This is a genomic window from Telmatobacter sp. DSM 110680 (assembly GCF_039994875.1).
Taxonomy (GTDB): Bacteria; Acidobacteriota; Terriglobia; order Terriglobales; family Acidobacteriaceae; genus Telmatobacter.
This window is the reverse complement of record NZ_CP121196.1, coordinates 4498115-4519787: the sequence shown is the minus strand read 5'-3', so window position 1 is coordinate 4519787 and position 21673 is coordinate 4498115. Positions and strand designations below refer to the sequence as shown.

At 53.5% G+C, this 21673-nt stretch carries 22 protein-coding genes; 16 read left to right on the top strand and 6 right to left on the bottom strand.

Going from position 1 to position 21673, the window contains the following annotated elements; all coding sequences use genetic code 11:
- Positions 1–9: 9 nt before the first annotated feature.
- Together P8935_RS18600 and P8935_RS18595 are read right to left on the bottom strand one after the other, a co-directional pair.
- Positions 10–513, bottom strand: coding sequence for an SRPBCC family protein (locus P8935_RS18600; RefSeq protein ID WP_348261802.1), 504 nt, complete (start codon positions 511–513; stop codon positions 10–12).
- A complete protein-coding gene (locus P8935_RS18595) occupies positions 473–883 on the bottom strand; it encodes a metalloregulator ArsR/SmtB family transcription factor (protein WP_348261801.1) in 411 nt (136 codons plus the stop codon). Before P8935_RS18595 ends, P8935_RS18600 begins: the two co-directional genes overlap by 41 nt.
- Positions 884–978: 95 nt before the next feature.
- Here P8935_RS18595 and P8935_RS18590 point away from each other — a divergent pair, with 95 nt between their 5' ends.
- The 4 genes from P8935_RS18590 to P8935_RS18575 all read left to right on the top strand — a co-directional run bounded on the left by P8935_RS18590 (position 979) and on the right by P8935_RS18575 (position 4282).
- Positions 979–1854, top strand: a complete 876-nt coding sequence (locus P8935_RS18590) for an aldo/keto reductase (RefSeq protein ID WP_348261800.1) — start codon at positions 979–981, stop codon at positions 1852–1854.
- Between the two features lie 52 nt (positions 1855–1906).
- The gene (locus tag P8935_RS18585; protein ID WP_348261799.1) at positions 1907–2173 is read left to right on the top strand and encodes a DUF1905 domain-containing protein; all 267 of its coding nucleotides are present in this window, start codon (positions 1907–1909) and stop codon (positions 2171–2173) included.
- Positions 2174–2296: 123 nt separating this feature from the next.
- Positions 2297–2695 (top strand): hypothetical protein, encoded by a 399-nt coding sequence (locus tag P8935_RS18580; protein WP_348261798.1) that lies wholly within the window; start codon positions 2297–2299, stop codon positions 2693–2695.
- Between the two features lie 381 nt (positions 2696–3076).
- Positions 3077–4282, top strand: coding sequence for a tyrosine-type recombinase/integrase (locus tag P8935_RS18575; protein WP_348261797.1), 1206 nt, complete (start codon positions 3077–3079; stop codon positions 4280–4282).
- 554 nt (positions 4283–4836) lie between these two features.
- On the opposite strand, the gene P8935_RS18570 is transcribed toward P8935_RS18575, so the two are convergent.
- Positions 4837–5058 (bottom strand): hypothetical protein, encoded by a 222-nt coding sequence (locus P8935_RS18570; RefSeq protein ID WP_348261796.1) that lies wholly within the window; start codon positions 5056–5058, stop codon positions 4837–4839.
- Positions 5059–5906: 848 nt separating this feature from the next.
- Here P8935_RS18570 and P8935_RS18565 point away from each other — a divergent pair.
- From P8935_RS18565 to P8935_RS18555, 3 genes are all read left to right on the top strand, one after another.
- Entirely contained in the window at positions 5907–6299 is a 393-nt protein-coding gene (locus P8935_RS18565) for a hypothetical protein (protein ID WP_348261795.1), read from the top strand.
- 317 nt (positions 6300–6616) lie between these two features.
- Positions 6617–8335 (top strand): DUF262 domain-containing protein, encoded by a 1719-nt coding sequence (locus tag P8935_RS18560; RefSeq protein ID WP_348261794.1) that lies wholly within the window; start codon positions 6617–6619, stop codon positions 8333–8335.
- Between the two features lie 362 nt (positions 8336–8697).
- Positions 8698–10149 carry a hypothetical protein gene (locus P8935_RS18555; protein ID WP_348261793.1) on the top strand — a complete coding sequence of 484 codons (1452 nt, stop codon included), beginning with the start codon at positions 8698–8700 and terminating at the stop codon, positions 10147–10149.
- 334 nt (positions 10150–10483) lie between these two features.
- On the opposite strand, the gene P8935_RS18550 is transcribed toward P8935_RS18555, so the two are convergent.
- The 3 genes from P8935_RS18550 to P8935_RS18540 all read right to left on the bottom strand — a co-directional run bounded on the left by P8935_RS18550 (position 10484) and on the right by P8935_RS18540 (position 13580).
- Complete coding sequence (locus P8935_RS18550; RefSeq protein WP_348261792.1) at positions 10484–10660, bottom strand: hypothetical protein; 177 nt, start codon at positions 10658–10660, stop codon at positions 10484–10486.
- A 956-nt stretch (positions 10661–11616) separates the two neighbouring features.
- A complete protein-coding gene (locus tag P8935_RS18545; RefSeq protein WP_348261791.1) occupies positions 11617–12768 on the bottom strand; it encodes a DGQHR domain-containing protein in 1152 nt (383 codons plus the stop codon).
- Between the two features lie 11 nt (positions 12769–12779).
- Complete coding sequence (locus tag P8935_RS18540) at positions 12780–13580, bottom strand: HNH endonuclease (protein WP_348261790.1); 801 nt, start codon at positions 13578–13580, stop codon at positions 12780–12782.
- A 176-nt stretch (positions 13581–13756) separates the two neighbouring features.
- On the opposite strand from P8935_RS18540, the gene P8935_RS18535 reads away from it, so the two are divergent.
- From P8935_RS18535 to dbpB (P8935_RS18495), 9 genes are all read left to right on the top strand, one after another.
- Positions 13757–14029, top strand: coding sequence for a helix-turn-helix domain-containing protein (locus tag P8935_RS18535; RefSeq protein WP_348261789.1), 273 nt, complete (start codon positions 13757–13759; stop codon positions 14027–14029).
- The gene (queC, locus tag P8935_RS18530; protein WP_348261788.1) at positions 14026–14745 is read left to right on the top strand and encodes a 7-cyano-7-deazaguanine synthase QueC; all 720 of its coding nucleotides are present in this window, start codon (positions 14026–14028) and stop codon (positions 14743–14745) included. Before P8935_RS18535 ends, queC begins: the two co-directional genes overlap by 4 nt.
- Positions 14742–15380 carry a 7-carboxy-7-deazaguanine synthase gene (queE, locus tag P8935_RS18525; RefSeq protein ID WP_348261787.1) on the top strand — a complete coding sequence of 213 codons (639 nt, stop codon included), beginning with the start codon at positions 14742–14744 and terminating at the stop codon, positions 15378–15380. Before queC ends, queE begins: the two co-directional genes overlap by 4 nt.
- A gap of 10 nt (positions 15381–15390) precedes the next feature.
- On the top strand, positions 15391–15756 hold the full coding sequence (gene queD / locus P8935_RS18520) for a 6-carboxytetrahydropterin synthase QueD (protein WP_348261786.1): 366 nt from the start codon (positions 15391–15393) through the stop codon (positions 15754–15756).
- Positions 15757–15759: 3 nt separating this feature from the next.
- Positions 15760–16563: a GTP cyclohydrolase FolE2 gene (gene folE2, locus P8935_RS18515; protein WP_348261785.1), complete on the top strand. Its 804-nt coding sequence runs from the start codon at positions 15760–15762 to the stop codon at positions 16561–16563.
- A gap of 70 nt (positions 16564–16633) precedes the next feature.
- Positions 16634–17599, top strand: a complete 966-nt coding sequence (locus P8935_RS18510; protein ID WP_348261784.1) for a hypothetical protein — start codon at positions 16634–16636, stop codon at positions 17597–17599.
- Positions 17592–18734, top strand: coding sequence for a DGQHR domain-containing protein DpdB (gene dbpB, locus P8935_RS18505; protein ID WP_348261783.1), 1143 nt, complete (start codon positions 17592–17594; stop codon positions 18732–18734). The genes P8935_RS18510 and dbpB (P8935_RS18505) overlap by 8 nt, the downstream gene beginning before the upstream one ends.
- Positions 18731–19981, top strand: a complete 1251-nt coding sequence (gene dpdA / locus P8935_RS18500; protein WP_348261782.1) for a tRNA-guanine transglycosylase DpdA — start codon at positions 18731–18733, stop codon at positions 19979–19981. Before dbpB (P8935_RS18505) ends, dpdA begins: the two co-directional genes overlap by 4 nt.
- Positions 19965–21143 (top strand): DGQHR domain-containing protein DpdB, encoded by a 1179-nt coding sequence (dbpB, locus tag P8935_RS18495; RefSeq protein ID WP_348261781.1) that lies wholly within the window; start codon positions 19965–19967, stop codon positions 21141–21143. The genes dpdA and dbpB (P8935_RS18495) overlap by 17 nt, the downstream gene beginning before the upstream one ends.
- The last annotated feature ends 530 nt before the right edge of the window (positions 21144–21673 follow it).

Sequence of the window (21673 nt, the reverse complement as noted above, 5' to 3'; positions counted from 1 at the left end):
GAGGAAATGCTAGAGCGATTCGATCCGCTTGGCGAAGCAGTCGAGAATTCCTGACCACGCACCGGGACCATCAAAGAGGGCACGAAGCTGCTCGGCTCCTTCGCCATGCCGCTCGATCTTGCGATGTTCGAGTTCGACGCGAGTCCTGTCAGAGCCTTCCGCGCAAAAACGAATCTCGACCTCGCTCGCCTTTTCCATGTCCGGATCGAATGTCCAATCGGGGGAATCATGCCCCGGACCCACATGCCATGAAAGGCACACTGCATTCGGTGGGTCCCACTTGAGTACCTTTCCCCAATCGCATTGCACACCTTCCACGTTGCGTTCGTACCATCGGCCGCCGACACGCGGCTCAATGAAGATTGCCTCGAAAGGAGTCTTGCCAATGTGATGGGTTGCCGGCCACCAGGCCTCCATCTGTTCGACGAATACCGCGAAAGCGCGTTCGATTGGCGCTTTCACGTGAATGCTCTTAAACACTCTTAGATCGAGTTCTTCTGCCTGTTTTTGCATGACGGCCTCCTCCGCTGTCTTTTTCTGCTGCCTGCTGAAAGGCGCCTAGCGCCCTCGTCCACATCTGATCGAAGTGCGCTCTCAACCGGGCCACGCCCTCGGGATCGAGTTGATATAGCCTGCGCGTTCCTGTCTTGGTATCGGTCACGAGGCCCACATCCTTGAGTACCTTGAGGTGTTGCGATACTGCGGGACGCGTAACGGGGAGCATGCTGGCAAGCTCGTTCACGGCGATCGGGCCGGCAGAGAGCTTTTGAAAGATCGCCATGCGGGTTGCATCGGCGAGAGCATCAAGTCCGGCCTGTAGGTAAGCGTCCACTAACGGTAAGTTAGCACGAACCGTTGCGCTGTCAAGAGGAATTTTTGCCATCTGATGCTCTCTATCGCCGGGGCCTGCGATTTTTGCGCGCTCATGCTACCATCTCCGCTAATGGCTGCGTTCGCAGCCCAAATCCGGAGGTCCCCATGAGCCAATTGAATCGACGCGATTTTCTGAAAACCACCATCGCCGCGGGCGCGCTCGCGGGCACGCTTCCCCTGCATGCGGCTCGCAGGACCGCTACTGACGTGGTCACGCTGGGCAATTCAGGACTCAGGGTGACACGGCTCGCCTTCGGAACAGGCAGCAACAATGGGCACGTGCAGGCGGCGCTCGGTCAGAAGGAGTTTTCGCGGCTGATTGCGTATGCGTACGATCACGGTATCCGGTTCTTCGAAACCGCCGAGGCGTATATGACCCCGGCGATGCTTGGCGAAGCCCTCAAGCCATATCCGCGCGACAGCTACCAGTTGATGAACAAGGTGACGACGGATTCGGGTGTCGATCCTCAAAAGAGATTCGACGATATGCGCCGCGTTTCCCAGACAGAATACTTCGACATCATGCTGCTGCACTGGCAACATACCAGCAACTGGATGGAAGAGACCAAGCACTGGCAGGAAGGGATGCTTCAAGCGCAGTCAAAAAACGTTATCAAGACACGCGGTGCCTCCGTGCATGGCTTGCCCGCGCTACGCCAGGTACCGGGTAACAAGTTTCTTGAGGTTGCCATGATCCGCATGAATCACAATGGCACCCGCATGGATGGCCCGATTCCGGACACACCGGAAGCCGGCAACGTGCAGGAGGTTGTGTCGCACGTCAAGCAGGTGAAGAGTGAGGGTATGGGTGTTATCAGCATGAAACTGTGCGGCGACGGCACGTTTACGAAGCACGAAGATCGCCAGGCTGCGATGCGATTTGCATTTCAACATGCGGGTATCGATTGCGCCACGGTGGGATTCAAGAGCACGCAGGAGATAGACGAAGCCATCGACAACATGAACCTCGCGCTCGCTTAAAAACAGCGGACAATGAACGCCTCTCCTGGATGTCCGCGTAAGGACACGTCGCATGCTGAACAAGCGGTTTACCGCGAAGCTCGAAAAGAGTCCTAGCAAAGGCGGCTGGACGTATGTGGTCTGGCCTGAATCTGCGGAGTTTTTCGGAACGCGCGGGCTGGTGAAAGTGCGCGGGAAAGTCGACGGCGTTCCGTTTGAGAGCTCATTCATGGCTCTCGGCGACGGGAGGCACAAGCTGCCCGTGAAAGAGGAGACACGCAAGCGGATCGGCAAGGACGTTGGCGACACCGTAAGCGTTTTGCTTGAAGAGCGGATCTAGCTCGAAGTCGAGCGAAGCTCCAGCTAAATAACAATACTGGTCATAATTGACCAGAGTTTTCTTTTGGATTGGCTCAAGATAGGGGTTCGAACCGGCCAAGGGCCGAAATTCAAAGGACCCCTCATGACATCGTTTCAACGGCTCGCTTTACTCGGCCTGGCGGCCTTCTCCACAGTAGCCATCGCGCAACAGACCCCGACCAATACGCCTCCACCTCAGCCCGGTTCCCAAACTACCACTACTACGACTACCACGCAGGATTCTGCAGCCCCTGTTCCGAAGCACGATCAGGACATGGTGACGCCGGCTCCTATGCACGACCAGTCGCTCGATGCCCCAATACCGTTGACCAAGCGGGAGTTGAAGGAGCAGAGGCGGCGTCAGAAGCAGGAAGAGAAGTCAGCGCGCGCACATGCTGATGCCGAGAAGCACAGTGCCAAAGCGGACAAGGAAAGCGCCAAGGCGATGGAGCAGGAGAACAAAGCTGCAAACGCAACGCAGAAGGCCAACACCCCTCAGTAACCACAAACGAATCTCCTATTGTGCTCGCCGACGCTGATGGAATTTCCCGATCATCGTCGGCTTGACGGCTTGCGCCCGTTGATTTAGTTTGAGGCTACACGGGAAAGGAGGTTGATCCAGCCTATGCAAAATGACTGTTCGAGTAGTTTTTTACGTGAGGTGACTGAGGCCTAGGGCATCGCGCCCCAAGCCCCAAGTAAGCCCCAGCGGCAGTTTCAACCGCCGGGCCCTGGCAATCGCTTTCAGCGCGATGGCCTTAGTCCAATCCCAACAGTTTACCGAGGAAGAATCCCCGCATAAACAGCGGGGATTTTTCTTTGTCACTGAGTTTTGTGCTAATTCTGTGCTATCGTGTGTCCGTAATCCAAAGAGGCACAAAGAATGAGCACGTCCATCATCACTATCTTTGTCCGGCACGGCAACGACGCCAAAGGGAACCCGTGCAAGTATTCTGGGGATGAGTTTTCCCGTCGCTGCAATTGCCGTAAACATTTCCGCTGGACTCAGAACGGCACCCAATACCGCCGCAAGGCCGGGACACGTTCTTGGGAGGAAGCAGAGGAAATCAAACGGCAGCTCCAAGACCAATTAGCCGGACGCATACCGGAGCAAAGACCGGAAGACAATGTCCGCACCGTTACCGAGGCCATTGACCTATTCATCACGGACAAGAAGGTGCGGGGCGTGTCTGACGGTGTGGTTGCTCGGTATAGAAGTGAGCTAGGCCGCTTTCAGGTGTATTGCGAAGGAGAAAATGCCTTCACCGTCACACGCATCACGCGAGAGCTGCTCACGGGGTACGCTTCAACGTGGGAAGAGCACTACCCCTCCAGCAACACGCGGGCCTCAGTGCGTGAGCGCCTCCGTAGCTTCTTGCGCTATTGCTTTGAGTGCCGTTGGTTGGACCGCATCCCCGCCGTGCCCAAGGTTGAAGCAAATGAGCCTCCCACACTCCCGTTGACTGACGCGGAGTATGCCAAAATTCTTCGCACGATTGACTCCGTGAGGCCCGCGCGGTTTGACGTGAAGGGCGTCACCCGATTGCTGAGCACGGAGACCAAGCAGAGATTGCGGGCGCTGATTCAACTCATGCGATGGAGCGGGCTTGCGATTCAGGACGCGGTGAAGATCCGTAAGGCGGACATTATTCAGGAAAAGCGGGGCGGCATTTACCGCGTGGTGACCGCTCGGCAGAAAACAGGGACGCATGTGTCCGTGCCGATTCCGCCGGATGTTGCCAAAGAGGTGCTTGAGGTCCCGTCAGCGAATCCTGGGTACATTTTTTGGACAGGGAAGAGCAAAGGGCGGAGTCAAGTAATCATGTGGGGCAGCCGGTACGTCCGCCCTCTGTTTGAAGCTGCCGGTGTTCGCTCGGGCCACATGGTCAGCCACAGGCTACGTGACACGTTTGCCGTTGACCTTTTACAGAAGGGAGTGCCCATGGAGGAAGTCAGTAAGCTGCTTGGGCACGAGTCAATCAAGACCACGGAGAAGCACTATGCGCGTTGGGTGAAGGGGCGGCAAGACCGATTGGACGCGCTAGTAACGGGGACTTGGGACGTGCCTACCTCGCGAAGAAAGAAATAGCGCCGCATCTCATGCTGCTTGCCCGCGATGAGGTAAACCAACGACCGGACGGAAATGGAGAGCTGCCGGGCAGCCTCTTTCCGGTCATATAGGAGTCTAGTTTCCACTGTCGTGCCCCGTTCCTTGGCGTTCTGATGCGCAACGCATGTAAGTTATGTGTGTTCTTTCGCTTGCGAGGGACACGATACAAACTATCGAATTTACTCAGTAAAATGTAACAGTTTACATTTTCACAGAATAAACAATCTATGTAAGGTTCTGATCTGCGGAGGGCTTCAGGGGCTTGCCCTTAGACATTTTGACCCCCGTACCCTTTTGATTCTGTTAGAGTTCCACACCACGTTGGCACAGCGTCAATCAACCAAAGGACCACACTCTCTTTGGTTTAAGTGAGTCAAGTGAGTCAAAATAGTCGTGTGTGTGTGTTAGCCCGTATACACTAAGTTATTGAAAATATTACACATACACATACACATTCATACATCAGCCCATATAGAACACACACAGGGCAGGAATGACTGCTCTTTCCGACTCCCTATTCCTCTGCCTTTGCCCTAACCTACCACCTTGCCGACGCCATCCGGGACATGGTGTCTAATGCCGTTCACCCGTTCGCGCCACCCATCAAAGATGAACTGCTTGCCCTCAACAAGCAGCGCACAAAGCAGCCCGCGCATCACCTCAGCCCGAGAACGATTAATCTCTTCACAGAACTGGTCCAACTGCTCTGATATTTCCGGGTCAATTGGTGTGGATAAAGTTACTTTGGCTCCCATTGCTTACGTCCTTTCTGTCTAACAGGTCCGGCTTTATTCAGGGCACAAATCCAAAACCGTTACGGAGGAGAATGAATGTAATGAAATTCTCCAACGGCGGTCATGGTGGTCATATAGACGGCAGCGTCGTCGTCATCCTCCCCCTATAGGACGACGGTGCAACCACCATCAAATACAAAGGACTTACGTCTGTTACATTCGTTTCAGAGGGGGGCTAAAACAAAGGACTTATCCCTGTGTCAACTTTGCACCGCCCCCATCTGTCCGCACCTCAAGCCGCAGCTTCTGTGACTCGGGTCTTATACTTAACTTCATTGCGTTTAACTCCCTCGAATACAAAAGGCCCTTCCGGTGTGTTGAAAACTGAAAACCGTGGAGTCACGTGGAGTCATGGAGTCATGGAGTCACCACTCTCTGTGTTTATCCGTTTATACTAAGTGATTGAAAAATATATACATATACATATACATTCATCAATCAGGCCATGTATAAAACACACACAGGCAGGAATGACTCCACGGATTAACCCCTTATTCCTCCGCCTTTTGCCCAAAAGTATTTGCTGTCCTCTGTCTCTCCAATGCAACCGCGCTCAACCCGTCCAAAGCCTTGTCCCATTTGCCCGCGTCTCAAATCTCTTCACCTCACGGAACGAAGAGTCCTCTGACTTCCGGGTGGGGATGAGAGCGTCTTTTTTATGTCTGCCTCCCCGTCCCTTTCTTATATAGGAGGGAGGACTGTAAAATATAGACTTAGCTCTCTTCCTCCGTGCTGGTTGAGGCCTCCGCTTCTGGCTTCATTCCGCCAACCCACGGGCCTTGTTTTTTGCCCCTCTTGATGACCGCTTCATGGAACCTTTCAACCAACTCACGAATAGAGTCCTGTGGGTTGGCCTTGATGATGGTCATTGCCTCGGTGTCTCTGCCATCGTGTTCATGATTGCCCCTGCGCATAGCAATCTTCACGCCCGTCAACTGGCAAGCTTGCTCCGCACCAACTCGGAACGTGTGACGCGCTGGACGCGGGCCATTTCGTCCAGCCCGATCATCAACTCCACGGGCACGTCAACACCCAACAACGTTGTGTACGTTATGTCTGACCTTCACTTTCTCTTCCCTACAGCGGCCCGCTATCGCGCTACGAGGCCCGTGGGCGCGTTGCTGAAATCTGCTGGTGGGATACCAGCATGGGTTTTGATTAGCGGTCATTCTTCTCAGCGTGTTCTCAAAGCGGCCCGGTAATTTGACCGCTCAAAGAGGACATATACGCCCGCCATCGGAAGCCGCGCTTTGTCTTGGAAATCATCGGGAAGACATGGAAGCCGCGTTACTCAAGCGGAAGAGCAAGGCACTCATCCCGAAACGATGAGCTAGACATGCCGCCTTCCTGATGTGATCGTGACCACGACCGGCAGTCATTACGTCAAAGACCCAACGACCTCTCACTGCGGGTCAGTGTGCGAACATCGGGTACACCCCGCCTTCAATTAGAATGTCTCCGAAATTCTCTTCACGTTTATGGGCACGTGAATCCTGGGGGAGCAAACTCGGATGTTGGAGTGTCTTGGCGTGAAGAACTGAAGGGGCAAATGAAAACACCAAAGCGCATCACAGAAATTGCGGAACAACTAGCCAACGGTGAACCATCGAGACGGTATAGAGTAAGGGCCATTTTGAAATGGTTTGGAGCCGCCCGCAAGGGGCCGAAGATTGTCCAAGATATTCAAACTGTGCTTTCGATGGCAGGCCTCATTACCGTTCCCGCCCTGAATGAGACGCCAATAGACGACCTAGTTCGATTCCAGTCGTCATCCACTTTGACCGCCATCATCGGCGACGAAGTCAACCTTGATAGTTCCTACGCTTCAGTACCACCAAAGAACGATCCAATCCCGACTGAACCCGTCATATCGAATGAAGTCAATAATGGAATATCCCTCGGTCCGTTAATGTCATCCGAAGACCAACTTGAACCTGAGAACGATGAGGAACAGCCAACAAGCAAACCCGATGACCACCCAGTAACGAGCGAAATACGGGATTGGACAATCTCTTCCCTCAGAGAAAAGAAGGAGAAAGGTCAATTGGTCCTTCAACCTCACTTTCAGCGAGAGTACGTGTGGGACCTTAAACCCGAGTTACCCTCCCGATTGATAGAGTCCGTGTTGCTGAAGATTCCGATTCCCCCGATCTATTTCGGAAAAGCACCCCAAGGGCATTTGGAAGTGATTGACGGGCAGCAGCGCCTCACCACCTTGATGCGTTTCGTCGGAAACGAATTTTCGCTTCGTATGCTCCACGCCATGAGCAGTCTGAACGGTAAGTTCTTCAAAGACCTTTCTACGCAACAGCAAGAAAGAATCCTTGACGAACCTATCCGCACAATCGTGATTGACGCGGCGGAGAATACAGAGCTTCGATACGAGATATTCGAGCGGCTCAACCGTGGATCAATGCCGTTGAACGAGCAAGAAATTCGGAACTGCGCGTACAGAGGCCCGTTCAACGAACTTCTTGCGCAGCTTGAACGCGAGGACAATTGGCGCAAGGTCAAAGGGGGAGTGGCTCCTGAGCAGCGTTACAAAGAACGCGAAATGATACTGCGCTTCTTTGCGTTCGCGAATAGATTGCAACAATACACGGGCAAACTAAAGCAATTCTTAAACGAATATATGGCTCAGTATGCCCCTAAGGAGCCACAGCAACTGAAGGCTCATACAACACAATTCCGGCAGACAATTCAGAACATCTATGCGGTCTTCGGCCCCAAAGCGGGACGACTTTATGATGTCGACCCGCATACGAACAAAGGAGCGTGGGATAGTAAGTTTTCGATTTTGGTTTTTGAAATTCAGGCGTCGGCACTTATGAATCGACCGATAGTTAAGGTCCAGCATTCGGCGGAGCAGATTCGGGAGTTGTTCCTATTTACAATGCTCTCCGACTCCGCATTGCAAGACGCAATATCGAAGCGCACCGGAAGCACGTTACAAACAAACGTTCGGTGGACACGATTCCGCGATTTGGTTGATCCGATCATCAATGGCACCCAAGTTGAGCCTAGGTTCTTTGATTTTGCGTTTCGGCGTGCGCTATACGACAAGTTCCCAATTTGCTTGCTATGTAAGAACCAAATTCACTCATTCGAGGACAGCACTGTCGATCACATTACGCCGTACAGCAAGGGAGGGAAGACGGCCCGGGAAAATGCTCAACTTGCGCACCGCGGATGCAATGCCCGCAAGAACGCCACTACGCCCGTGATTGAGGCCACGTAGGCGGCACCTTGCCTGGCCAATCCAGGCATACTCCGTCGAAGTAAGTAGCGTTGATGATGATGGCTCTGTCTCGGCAGACGGTCACGCGGCTGTTTGAACGGGAACGGGCGTCATCATTCTTAAGCTGCCCAGAGCGCATACACAAGCGGAGCTATCGAAGCGTCCCATACCACGCGCCAGGACACGCCACAATCTCGCTTGAAGAAGCGTAGACACATTTGTGCTTCTGGCGGATCCGCTTATGAAGCGCCCTTTTGACCCAATCGAAAGCGTTGTAGTTGCCACCAATTGCGGGCAGTTCCAGCCGGTCGCACGTTTGGAACGAATCAGCCTCGGTCTAGAATGCTCAATAAGGAATCTTGATGCCAACCTTTTCGCGGGTATTCGGCTTGGGAAAATCCCAGCTTGAACTCGATTTTGTGGATGTCTCTCTGCAACGGGACAACAGCCTGTTCATTGATCCGTTCGGAATCGCTCAAGCACTAGACCGTTGGTCCTTAGATGCTGCTACGACTGTCGGGACGTTCTTCCAGCAGGTCATAGATGACATCCGGGCGGGACATGAAGACAATGCGAGACAACTTCTTCTCAATTTGCGCGAGCCAAACGAGACGCGGTTGGGGTACTCCGCAAATAGGCCTAAGGGAGCCGGAATTGGGGAGCAACAAGCGGAAGAGATTTTCGAAGCCTTGAGAACCTCTTCGGCGGTAAGGCACGGCTTCATTACTGCGCTGGAAGAATGTGAGTTGATGATTCCCGGTATCAGTCACGACAAAATCTCAGACTTAACAACGAATATTCTACGTGGTCAACTAGTTGAGTACACAAGAGCGCAATGTGGACTTCACAACGTTCCCATGCAAAATGTTCCAATTGATCCCGTCTTCGACACGGACACGATGCGATGGCAAGAGGGTTATGCGGAATTACCAGTCTGGCGAAATCGGCCAATACTCCTTGTGCCAAAGTCCGCTGTTCGATACTCTCCGGCATATCACGCCGAACGGTACTATCAACATTACGTTTTGAACTTTCTGAAAGAACGCGAGCTTGCGAACCCCGCTTCGAATCTTGTGCGTTTGATTAGGAATGAACACAAAAAAACCGAGCGTCGCGTCGTTACAAAGAAGGATCTGGCCGCTCGGTATCCAGGTGCAAAGAACTTTCTTTTTGAGTTTTCGCGCCAGAATCCCCACGTGCTCCGTGACTACCGGGAAGACCTCAAGCGAATGGAGGCAACCGATACCGGCAGCGATGTTGACTCAGACGATGAAACTGTCATTGCAGATGCCCTAGCAGCGGTTCTGCGTCAGACTCCGACAGGCGACGATCACGCGACGGCGTACCACAGACTCATGATAGGAATAGTGGAGCTTCTTTTCTTTCCGAAGTTAACCCATCCGAAGAAAGAAAGGGAAATACATGAAGGACGCAAGCGGATTGATATTGTGATGGAAAACGCCGCGCGCACCGGCCTCTTCTTCACCATCCCGAATATTCGGCGTCTCCCTTGCGCCTATGTACCCCTTGAATGCAAAAACTACGGAAGAGAGGTCGGGAACCCAGAGCTTGACCAGTTAGCAGGACGGTTTTCCGTTAATCGCGGCAAGTTGGGCTTTCTGTGTTGTAGACACTTTGAAAATAGAGACCTATTCATTCGACGTTGTAGAGACACATTTCGGGATGATCGAGGTCTGGTCCTGCCTCTCGACGATGACACGCTTCTGGGCTACCTAAATGCGATTGCACGGGGAGCTCGAAATGGCCTAGAGCGGGAGTGGTCAGACTTGGTTAACGAGGTTTGGCTTAATTAATTGCGTTGCAGAATGTGCATAATACTCGTATCCCGCCAAATTGACGGCTGACAAGCGGAGCTATCGCAGCATCCGCATCCCGCGCGCCGAGTATGAGCGAATGGTCAATAAGCTGACAGTCCAGTAACACAGGAAGTCCTCGGAGACCCGCGTTGCTGGGACTACTGCGATCCGGCGATGTAGCCCCTACGCTCCGCTAGCAAGTGCCCGAAATCGAGGGGCTCTTAGGGAACAGCTGTCGTTATCAATCGTCACGAGCCCAAATTGATGGAGAATCGGGTGGCCGACTTGGCAAGTAGGGTCGAGTGTTTCCTTGAAGAGGGTGCTCCGCGAGTCATTTCGCGGGCCGACGAGGCTTTTGCCAGCGTTTATTGGCGGCTTTGCGTGCCAACTCTTTGCGCTCTTCAGGCTTCAGCGCAGCCATGCGTGCCTTGCCACCTTTCTTGCCGCCTTTGAGCCCACCTTTCCGGCCCATCTCCCGCATGACTTTGGAAATCTCATCCTCATTCACATCAATAGCTTAAATGCGTCCCGGCAAACTCGACAGAGTTCTGAATGGCGCGCATTTAGCTATAAGTAGTGAAAAGAGTTATACTAGAAGCGCTTCTAGCATACTGATTCGTGAACCAACCCACGAGGGACATTCATGGTGCATTATCATGGCGGACCGTTCAGTGATCCAGGGACCGCGGTCGAAGTCTGGCGAGGCCGACACGCCATGATCAGTTTCGCAAGACCTGAACAGATCAGAATGGCAGCTTACGTCTGCCAATCATTTTGTCTTGACAACGGAGCATTTTCTGTTTGGCGGCGCAAGATCAAGCCCGACTTCGGACGTTACTATTCGTGGATCGATCGTTGGATCCGGCATCCGGGTTGCGACTTCGCCGTTGTGCCAGATTGCATCGAAGGGGCTGAAGACGAGAACGATGAATTCTTGGAATGCTGGCCCTTCGAACGTTGGCACGGGTGTGCGGTTTGGCATATGCACGAAAGCTTAGGGCGCCTTCGACGATTGGCGAAAGATTGGCCTCGAGTCGCACTTGGATCTAGTGGAGTCTTCAATACGCCAGGGAGTGAGCCGTGGTGGAAACGGATGAACAGCGCGATGCGAGTTTGCTGCGATGCATCTGGAATTCCTAAAACGCGACTACATGGTCTGAGAATGCTTAATCCGGAATTGTTTTGCAGGTTGCCTTTGTCCTCGGCGGATTCGACCAACGTCGCCCGCAACGTTCAACTGGACTCTAAATGGAGGGGAACTTACGCGCCGGCATCGAAGCGAGTGAGAGGGCTAGTGCTTGTTGACCGTATTGAGTCACAAAACGCAATAGCGGCTTGGGAGCGAAAAGACGCGCGTTAGCGATCGGCACCGCACGAACACCTGAGAGACGAGGTTACGTCCCTCTCTTAGTACGCCTCGCGCTAACCCCGGAGCACGCGTTCAATACGGCATGCACCCTGCCGCTAAACCTGGGCGGGCGGTACTGGGGGTTCGACCTCGTCTGCCTCGATTTCAGTTGCGTCAACCATTTCTACATCTTCAAACCAAGAGGATCCTGAGCGCAGGTTTCGTGCAATCTGGGTGAGAGATTGAACGATAATTGCGCGGCCAACTTTTGTGTCGTAACTCGACGAGGTCCACGGAACTCGCCAAAATTTTCTCTCTTGAGTATCTAGAATCTCATCTACCAACAGGCCGACCTGCTCTGGGTCGGAAATGTTGAGTCGCCCAAGGTCATAGGAAGAGGTCAGTGCGTCTGTCATGTATTGCGTCATGCAGATGACGCCGACTTTACTTAGCAATCGCGATTGCGCAGTCCACAGCTCTGGCCAGCGTTCATGGATTCGGCGCCAAATTGTGTAAAAGAACTCGAGCAAGACGTCATCACTTTCGAAATCCTTCACCTTCTTCTGTTGAATGTAGGTTATGGAAGCCTCGATGGCCGAGGGAACGACGACCCGATTTTCCTCTGGGGTGGTCGGCCAAGAAATCAGGCCCCGGAAAGGACTATCCTCTCCTTCGTTTACTATTCCGACATACCCTACATTCGGATCCAGGTTGAGACGGGCGGTTTTGAGACGGTTTCTTAACGCACCCTCATCGTAGTGAAGGGCAAGGGCTCTTATGTGATCCTGGGAAACCTTCGAAGCCTTGTTATTGATGACCAAGAATTGGAAAGCCTTCTCCATGTCACCGGCATTTGTGATCGCTACGAGATTCACCTGTGTACCGTGGTTGAATTCGTCGATTCCATAAAGTCGGTGCTGTCCGTCGATCACGAGTCCGGGCTTCGGGTCACCCTCATTCCATTCAAAACGAATCCTCCCGATAGAAGAGGGCGCGAGGGGTTCCGTAAATTCGCCATTCGTAAGGTCGAGGGTAATGATTACAGATGTAGGAATCGTATTTCGTTCGTCGGTTTCTAGGAACCGGCGAATCGCTTTTACCTTAGCAGGACTTGTCTGGCGTTGAGGTGCGCCAGCTTCTTCCTCTAGTCGTTTTATTGCTGCCCATTGGAGGACCTCGCCTGCCGGCGCATGAAAAAGGAGAAAAGTGGGTGCACCAGGCGTGTTGCGCTGGTGGGAAACAAGGCATTCATAGTCAAATATCGCCATATGTGATCTCGTCAGTACAGTTTGTGATTCTCAAGGTTGAAGAAATCTGCGACATCGTCTGCATCAATGAATCGAGTTGTCGTCCAGGGCCCAATTTTAAGGAATGCTTCCTTTAGTGTCCGACCCTCTTTGATCGCAAGGACCTGAGCGGCTCGATAATGCAACGAAAATTTGAAAGATCCGTGAATCTCTTCTAGCCGCTGGTCGTCTGGTGCAATTCCATAAAGCAGGGACTGAATCGGTGGCATCGCCCAGGTGGCAAAATTGGCCTTCTTTTTGCTGTTACACGATTGGCACGCTGGCAGGAAATTGTCCTCGATGCTGTCGCCTCCATATGATTGTGGCCAGATGTGTTCAAGGGTATAACCTCTGACGGGGTCGTTCTGATTGAATTCCAGCGCCTGCCCGCACATATAACACCAATGATGACGGTTCAATGCCCACGCACGCATCTGCTTTTGGAGGGACATCGGAGCGCCTTGGAGCGCCGCCTCAACCGCGCGTTGGCCAAAACGATACATCTCGTTCAGGATCTTTCCGGGTATTCCAACCACGTCCCGCAAATGCTCCTTGAAGAGTCTTTGGAAGGCCACCTCGTAAGTTGGAACATCACCGTTTATTGAGAGACCGGCTGCGACGATTCGTCCCGTCAATGTCACCGCCGCAATTTGTCTGAAAAACGCCACCAACTGGGTAGAGCGCCCAGTCGATTCCAAGAGCAATTCGAGATCGCTCCAAACACCATCGGACAAGAGTCTGTGGTTTACGAAATTGCAGAGACGTTCACCGGATGTGATACCGCCGTCGATCATGCTATCCCTAAAGAATTTCCGTACTTAGAGTCTAACGCTTCGAACCCTTCAAGACGACGGTGAGCAATGTCCGAGATTTATTGCCCGCTTTTCCTCAAGACTGAAACATCGTGCAACATCCTTTGCCGTTGCGAGCGTCGTGCGACACACTGTAGGATCATGACGAGAATTGCAACATGCCGGTTACAATCGAAGGCGAAGAATACTACACAAACTCGGAAGTATCTGATGAGCTTAAGGTTAGCCGTCAGACGCTGTGGCGTTGGCGCGAGAAAGGCAGCATCCCTGCGGGCCTTCGTTACAGAACCCGCCAGGTGCTCTTCAAAGCGGACGAAGTCGAGGCCATTCGGCAGTTCGCTAACCGGTTAGTTCCCATTGAACTAGGGAGCGGCTCGGTTCGCCAACTGGGACTTTTCGGAAGAGGATCCCGGCAGCAGGAGGAATCATGATCGAAGCAAAACCCAAGGCGGTGGTCTTACTCAGCGGAGGCCTGGATTCGACGACAGTCCTCGCGATCGCGAGCGCCTCAGGCTATGAGACCTACGCTCTTTCCTTTTCTTACGGGCAACGGCACTCCTGGGAGCTCGAATGCGCCCGCAAAATCGCGGCAAATTCAGGCGTCAAAGATCATCGGATCGCGCAGATTGATTTGCGAGTGTTTGGGGGATCCGCGCTAACTGCGGACATCAGCGTTCCCAAAGGACGTTCGCTCGAAGAAATGTCTGACAAGATTCCCGTGACGTATGTGCCGGCCCGGAACACGATCTTCCTATCATTTGCCTTGGCTTGGGCCGAGGTGCTTGGATCGAGCGACATCTTCATCGGCGTGAACGCTCTCGATTACAGTGGATATCCAGACTGCCGACCTGAATTCATCGAGGCCTTCGAGCGCCTCGCTAATCTGGCCACGAAAGCTGGAGTCGAAGGCCACCAGAATCTGAAGATCCATACGCCCCTCATCTCGTTGTCGAAAGCCGAGATCGTCCGCAAAGGACGAGAACTCGGGGTTGACTACGGACTGACGAGCAGTTGTTACGATCCGTCCTCCACCGGTCAACCGTGCGGAGCCTGTGATTCCTGCTTGCTCCGACAAAAAGGATTCATCGAGAACGCACTGACCGACCCATTGAAATATCGGGAAGGGCTCACGGAGGTCAGCTCATGAGTTATTCAGTCAAGGAAATCTTCTACACGTTGCAAGGGGAGGGAACTCACACCGGACGGGTAGCTGTCTTCTGCCGTTTTGTGGGCTGCAATCTTTGGTCCGGCCGCGAAGAGGACCGCGCGAACGCGCTTTGCAAATTCTGCGATACGGATTTCCTTGGAACAGAGGGTGCCGACGGAGGAAAGTTTGGCTCTGAAGTCGCTTTGGCAGATCGAATCGAAGGGACCTGGCAAGCCGCCAGCCCAGCTCAAAAGCGTTTCGTGGTGTTCACAGGAGGCGAACCTCTCTTGCAACTTGATCGGCCCCTGATCGATGCGGTGCACGCCCGGGGCTTCGAGATTGCAGTGGAAACGAATGGGACTGTTGCCGCTCCTCTCGGGCTCGATTGGATCTGCGTCAGCCCGAAGGCTGGTACAAAGCTTGTCCAAGTTACTGGGGACGAACTCAAGTTGGTGTTTCCACAAGCCGACGCCAAGCCTGAGGAGTTTCAGAGTTTGGCATTTCGACACTTCTTCTTGCAACCGATGGATGGACCGTACCGCAAAGAGAACACGGAGGAGGCACTCCGATACTGCCTTGGCAATCCGCTTTGGCGGTTGAGCGTTCAGACACACAAGTTTGTAGGAATTCGATAGGGGGAAAGTGATGGAAATTTTCAAGGTATTTACGATTGAAGCCGCCCACCGCCTTCCCTATGTACCCGTCGGGCACAAGTGCGGCCGACTGCATGGTCATACTTTCCAGATCGAAGTCCATGTTCAAGGCCCGCTCGATCCAAAACTCGGCTGGATTATCGACTTCGCCGACATCAAAGCCGCATTCAAGCCGATCGAAGAGAAGATTGACCACCACTACCTCAACGAAGTGGAAGGCTTGGAGAATCCAACCAGCGAGAACGTTGCACGCTGGGTCTGGCAGCAACTTCAGCCGTCGATGCCATCCTTGAGCAAGATCGTGATTCGTGAAACCTGCACTTCGGGTTGCATCTATGCGGGCGAATCGGAGGCTTAGTTGATGCGTGATATTCAAAATCAAGCCGACCACCGTCAGATCGCAATCGATAAGGTTGGCGTCTGCGACCTCCAATATCCAATTGTCGTTCTTGATCGGGAAAATCAAAGCCAGTCGACGATTGCGCGGCTGTCCATGTCGGTGAGCCTACCGCACGAGTTCAAAGGGACCCACATGAGCCGATTCATCGAGGTCCTTAATGCACATCGAGGGGAGGTTACCATGAGGACCCTACCTCGAATCCTGGCAGAACTCAAGGAGCGACTCGCTGCGGAAAGCGCTCACATCGAGGCCGCATTTCCGTACTTCTTGGAGAAAATCGCTCCGGTGTCAGGTGCCGTCGGATTAATGGACTATCAATGCAGATTTGTTGGCGAAGCCAACGGCACTAAGTCCGATTTCATCCTGTCGGTCTCTGTTCCCGTGACGAGTCTGTGCCCCTGCAGCAAAGCGATCAGTGACTATGGAGCCCACAATCAACGGGGCGAGATCACGATTCAGGTTCGGAGTCGTGCTACCGATGCAGGCGGTCCGGCGCTGATTTGGATTGAAGAGTTGATTGCGGTGGCCGAGGCCAGTGCCTCTGCCCCGGTCTATGCGTTGCTGAAGCGTGAGGACGAGCGACATGTCACAATGCAGGCCTACGACAACCCGGTTTTCGTCGAGGATATTGTTCGCAACGTCGCTGCGACGCTACAAGCCGACGAACGCCTCACATGGTTTCATGTCCGCGCACTCAACCAAGAGAGTATCCACAATCACGGCGCCTTTGCGGAGATCGAGTGGGCGCGCCCCTCAGCAGTTTGAACGTTTTGAGAAATGACGTTCGTAGTTTTATCATTGTGGCTGTTTCCGAAACTGCAGTAGGAGTTATCGCTTGGGTCGTGCAGTTAATCTCGTGGTCAGTTGTTCCAGCCGAAAACGCTACGAGACCGCTCCCGGTCTCGCTGTGCGGGAGTTGGTTGGATCTGACGTACGAGCACGCCTTGAGTCCTGGAGGAAACGGCTTAAGACAGTAAAGGCAGAGAAATATCCGGCCGAAGATCTCTATATGGGTGAGCATTGGTCTGTCGCACGGGACATTCCGTCGGACGCCACCAGTCATGGCTGGAATGTACGGCTTTGGATCTGCTCTGCTGGATATGGTCTGATTCGGCCTAGCACGCGCATCAATTCGTATCAGGTCACCTTTGCGCCGTCGACGATAGATTCAGTTGCCAACGGCGCGAAGGATCGCCACGTCCTCCAGAGTTGGTGGTCCGGCGTCTGTTCCTACAGGATTCCAGGGGAACAGAGCAGTCCGCGTTCCTTTGCTGACCTGGCCTTGAAGTATCCGCGCACACCGCTCATCGTCGCGCTTTCCGCCGACTATTTGAATGCAGTTGAAAAGGATCTCCGTGGAGTTCTCCAGTACGCCTTCTTTCGGCGGTATCTCTCCATTATTTCCTGCGGTACACCGAGCAAGCACGTGCATTGGAAGGGTAATCTGCTTCCTTGCGATGGCAAACTCTCGGGAAGCCTTGGAGGGACGCTCACATCACTGAATGCCAGGGTCGCGCGTTTCCTCTTTGAAGTTCAGGCAAATGCTGAGCCCTCGGTCGATCGAATGGCGGCTTTGGTACGGTCCATCGAAACACGGACGGTGGCGCCTCAGCCCCGAAGGCCGCAATCGGACCTCGAGGTCACCAGGTACATCCGCGAAGGCCTGAAAAAGACTCCTTTGGTCAGCAAGACCAAACTGCTCGAAGAGTTTCGTGGGGCAGGAAAGGCCTGTGAACAGAGGCGTTTTGGTGAGCTCTACAAGCAACTAAAACAGGGGATTCGACAGGGATTTCATGGCTAAGAAGAAAGTTTCTACCCTACGACGCCGAGCGCTGCGCATTGAGCAGTGCAAGGGGCACCCGCTCTATCTTTTGTGTCTCACAGGAGATGAAGTACTCAATGTAGCCGACATCTCCCGCGTCTCAAGAGACGAAGCAGGAAAGCTCCTTGGGTATCAGCGCGCAGAGGTGAAACGCCACGTGCAAGGGATCGTCGATTATCTGAACAGCGATAGGGTTCTCTTTCCCAACTCGCTAATCCTAGCTCTCTCTTCGCGGGTCCGCTTCATAGCGAGTCGCGGCCCGCATGTGCGTGATGGACTGGTCGTTGCGGGCACGCTTGAGATCCCACTCCCTCGGCAAGGTGGCCGCAAGCCCGCTTGGATCGTAGATGGACAGCAACGAGCTCTGGCAATATCCAAGTCACGACGGAAAGGCCTCCTGGTTCCGGTCAACGCATTCATCGCGGATGACGTTGAGATGCAACGCGACCAGTTTTTGCGTGTCAACAACACCAAACCTCTTCCGCGAGGACTCATCTCGGAATTACTCCCCGAGGTTTCCTCCCCACTTCCAGCCAACCTCGAAGCGCGCAAGATCCCATCTGCGGTGTGCGATCTTCTGAATAGCGATCCCTCGTCTCCATTCCATCAACTCATTCGGCGTAGCTCCTCGTCAGCGGATGCGCGGGCAAAGGCCGTGATCTCGGATACCACAGTGATCAAGTTTGTCCAGGAAAGCATTACGTCGCCTTCGGGTTGTCTTTTTCCATATCGCAACATGGCGTCTGGGGAGACGGATTTCGAAGGTATCTGGAGGGTTCTGGTCGCATATTGGACGGCTGTCAAGCAGACTTTTCCCGATGCCTGGGGAAAGCCACCGAGCAAGAGCCGCCTCATGCACGGTGCAGGTCTGCGCTCTATGGGAAGGCTGATGGATCGAGTGATGTCTTCGATTGAACCATCGTCGCCGCACGTTTTGAGCGAGGTCAAGCATGAGTTGCGGGTCATTGCCCCGGCGTGCCGCTGGACCAGCGGAAAATGGGAGGAATTAGGAGATCTGCACTGGAATGAGATTCAGAATGTGCCCAGGCACATACGCGTTCTGTCCAGTTTTCTCATACGCACCTATGTCCAGAATCGGGGGCTGGCGCGATGAAATTCTTCTTCCCGGATAGTCAAGATTTTGTCGACGAGTCCTTCGATTTTGAGACTGAGATGCGCTCGGAATCGCGCGTCCGTCAACGCGACGACCGCTATCCTCACGAATTGTTTCGTGAAGCACCGTATGACGGGATCCTGGTGTCGAAGGCAATTGTCGATGGCCTTGGCGGTGGAACGGGTAAATATAGCGGTGCGCAGCGCAATCGATTCATGCGCGTCGGTGTGAGGGAGTATTTCCGACTTGGCAATACGACTCTGGAAACGATGGGCGACTGCGGCGCGTTTACGTACGTCCGAGAGGAACGTCCCCCATACACCGCCGAGGAGGTCGCGGATTTCTATCAGGAATGCGGTTTCGATTATGGCCTTTCCGTGGACCATGTAATCCTTGCGTACCGGGCTGAATGCGACCAGCATCTAGAAGGCCTCGATCTCGTGCCTCCCGACTGGAGAGCGCGGCAAGAGATGACCTTCCAGTTGGCAGAACAGTTTCTCCGATATTGTGAGGTCAGGAAATATCGTTTCACTCCAATCGGGGTAGCGCAGGGGTGGAGTCCAGCGTCCTATGCGCGCGCCGTACAAACGCTGCAGGAGATTGGCTATCGCTACATTGCCTTCGGAGGTTTCGTTCCTCTGAAAACACGCGACATTCTGGCCTGCCTCGATGCATCGAGCGCTGTGCGGAAGCCGGACACGCAGTTTCATTTATTGGGGATCACGCGCTGTGAGAATGTCCAGGCGTTTGCTGAGTTCGGAGCCGTGAGTTTTGACAGCACCTCCCCGCTACGGAAAGCATTCAAAGACGACAAGCACAACTACTACACCCTCCACGGAACCTATTCAGCGATTCGCGTTCCCCAGGTCGACGCGAACCCGGAATTGGTGAGGCGCATCGTCGCCGGACAGGTCCGCCAAGAAGAAGCCCGAGAGCTAGAACAGCGGTGCTTGCGCACTCTCGTCAAGTATGACCGCCGCGAAGCATCCATCGAGGAGACGTTGGATGTTCTTCGATCCTACGAACTGGTCTTCAATGGCGCGGTTGACCGGACGGAAGTATATCGGCGGGTTCTCATCGATCGCCCCTGGTCTGAGTGTCCTTGTGAGATATGTCGTAGGCTTGGAATCCATGTGGTTATTTTTCGCGGAGCCGAGAGGAATCGACGTCGCGGATTTCACAACATCTATATTTTTAATCAGCAGTTAGAAGGACACCTGGAGCAGCGACTTGAATGCGTTTCCTAGTGGAAAGATCTCCCATGGACTTGCCGAAATGACAAATCAGACTGAGTTGAAGTTGCCAGCCCTTGAGATCGTACAGGGGCGAAACAGAACGTTTTATAGCTTTGCCGTGGATGGCAAGTTGCTTTCCAAATTTGCGACGGTCTCACGAATTCGCCGAGACGGGGACGACTTGGTGGCCGGCTACCAACGTCCGGAGGTGTTTTCTCACATCTCTGAAATTAGGAACTACATTGAATCCAGAGACCCCCTTCTTCCGAATGCGATTGTGTTGGCCTTCGACCAAACAGTGAGGTTCGTTCCAGCGGAGGCCGGAGACTCTTCCTACAGCCGTTGGGGCACGCTCATCATTCCGCTCACGCATTCTGATGAGGCGACAAACAAACCGGGACTCATCGTTGATGGCCAGCAAAGGGCTGCTGCCATTCGTGAGGCTCGCATCGACAGTTTTCCAATCTGCGCGACAGCATTCATCGCTAGTGACGACAGAGAGCAACGTGAGCAATTCATCTTGGTGAATTCGACAAAACCGCTTCCCAAGGGTCTCATCTACGAACTTTTGCCCACGACGGAGATGAAATTACCGACCCTCCTGCAGAGAAGACGGTTTCCTGCGCAACTGCTTGCTCGGCTGAATTCCGATGGGGAATCCCCTCTCAAGGGCAAAATCAGAACTCCAACTACGCCTTCTGGTGTCGTACAGGACAACAGCATCCTCAAGATGCTTGAGAACAGTCTGAGTGATGGAGTTCTCTATCGTTATCGTGAGGCGGACGCGAACGATCCGGATGTCGAGTCCATGTTGAAGGTGCTGAAGTCCTTCTGGAAGGCTGCCTCCACGGTCTTCCCAAAGGCCTGGGGTCTTCCTCCGGCAAAATCCCGCCTGATGCACGGCGCAGGCATTGTCGCGATGGGATATTTGATGGATGCAATCGGCGAACGCGTCCGAGACGAGGGCCTGCCCCACGAGGAGCAGTTTCGCCAGGATTTGCTGCCCTTGGTTGACGTTTGTCGATGGACCGATGGCTATTGGGACTTTGGACCCGGCGTACAGCGCAAATGGAATGAAGTCCAGAACACCCCGAGGGATATCCAAATGCTGGCGAATTATCTGATGGTTCAATACAAGGCGTTGGTGTGGAGTCGCCCCCGCGAGAATTTCTAAGCAGGAAATCACCCGGTTTCCCACTTTCTCTGGATGAAGATGCTTTGAAGCGATTTGCGGGTTCATCAACAAATGGTTCGCCGCGGGAAAGGCCTGGATTTGAGTCATAGTAGCTGAAGATAAAGGATCGTGTTCATCATTCCTCTATCAGAGCGGCTGCTAAGATCCCTTGCATGGATACCGAAAAGGGAGTTCATTGCCTTCAAATTCCTTTGTTTCACGCCACATCAACATTGTTCGAAAGTTCGATTAGAGAATACGGGCTCGGGGGAAGAGACCACTTGCGAGAGTTGGGTATCCGGGAGGCTGCCGTCGAGCTTCTCCGGTACGCTGATCGCGCTTGCCCGCCTAGCGGAATCAATGTCGATTCATTGAGTATGTCTGCCCATGAACTTTTAGAGGATTTGATATCCCATTCGTCTGTCGCGCCCGAGACTGATGAAGTGCGACTCTTTATTCGTACCCGACATTACGCTCAATAGTCGTCGAGAATGGGGTTACCAATTGCTTGCGGTCCATTGGAGGCAATG

What these genes read in the sequence shown, in the direction of transcription:
- P8935_RS18600 (WP_348261802.1), bottom strand. Translation starts at nt 513, where the DNA reads ATGCAAAAACAGGCAGAAGAACTCGATCTAAGAGTGTTTAAGAGCATT.
- P8935_RS18595 (WP_348261801.1), bottom strand. Translation starts at nt 883, where the DNA reads ATGGCAAAAATTCCTCTTGACAGCGCAACGGTTCGTGCTAACTTACCG.
- P8935_RS18590 (WP_348261800.1), top strand. Translation starts at nt 979, where the DNA reads ATGAGCCAATTGAATCGACGCGATTTTCTGAAAACCACCATCGCCGCG.
- P8935_RS18585 (WP_348261799.1), top strand. Translation starts at nt 1,907, where the DNA reads ATGCTGAACAAGCGGTTTACCGCGAAGCTCGAAAAGAGTCCTAGCAAA.
- P8935_RS18580 (WP_348261798.1), top strand. Translation starts at nt 2,297, where the DNA reads ATGACATCGTTTCAACGGCTCGCTTTACTCGGCCTGGCGGCCTTCTCC.
- P8935_RS18575 (WP_348261797.1), top strand. Translation starts at nt 3,077, where the DNA reads ATGAGCACGTCCATCATCACTATCTTTGTCCGGCACGGCAACGACGCC.
- P8935_RS18570 (WP_348261796.1), bottom strand. Translation starts at nt 5,058, where the DNA reads ATGGGAGCCAAAGTAACTTTATCCACACCAATTGACCCGGAAATATCA.
- P8935_RS18565 (WP_348261795.1), top strand. Translation starts at nt 5,907, where the DNA reads ATGGAACCTTTCAACCAACTCACGAATAGAGTCCTGTGGGTTGGCCTT.
- P8935_RS18555 (WP_348261793.1), top strand. Translation starts at nt 8,698, where the DNA reads ATGCCAACCTTTTCGCGGGTATTCGGCTTGGGAAAATCCCAGCTTGAA.
- P8935_RS18545 (WP_348261791.1), bottom strand. Translation starts at nt 12,768, where the DNA reads ATGGCGATATTTGACTATGAATGCCTTGTTTCCCACCAGCGCAACACG.
- P8935_RS18540 (WP_348261790.1), bottom strand. Translation starts at nt 13,580, where the DNA reads ATGATCGACGGCGGTATCACATCCGGTGAACGTCTCTGCAATTTCGTA.
- P8935_RS18535 (WP_348261789.1), top strand. Translation starts at nt 13,757, where the DNA reads ATGCCGGTTACAATCGAAGGCGAAGAATACTACACAAACTCGGAAGTA.
- queC (WP_348261788.1), top strand. Translation starts at nt 14,026, where the DNA reads ATGATCGAAGCAAAACCCAAGGCGGTGGTCTTACTCAGCGGAGGCCTG.
- queE (WP_348261787.1), top strand. Translation starts at nt 14,742, where the DNA reads ATGAGTTATTCAGTCAAGGAAATCTTCTACACGTTGCAAGGGGAGGGA.
- queD (WP_348261786.1), top strand. Translation starts at nt 15,391, where the DNA reads ATGGAAATTTTCAAGGTATTTACGATTGAAGCCGCCCACCGCCTTCCC.
- folE2 (WP_348261785.1), top strand. Translation starts at nt 15,760, where the DNA reads ATGCGTGATATTCAAAATCAAGCCGACCACCGTCAGATCGCAATCGAT.
- dbpB (WP_348261783.1), top strand. Translation starts at nt 17,592, where the DNA reads ATGGCTAAGAAGAAAGTTTCTACCCTACGACGCCGAGCGCTGCGCATT.
- dpdA (WP_348261782.1), top strand. Translation starts at nt 18,731, where the DNA reads ATGAAATTCTTCTTCCCGGATAGTCAAGATTTTGTCGACGAGTCCTTC.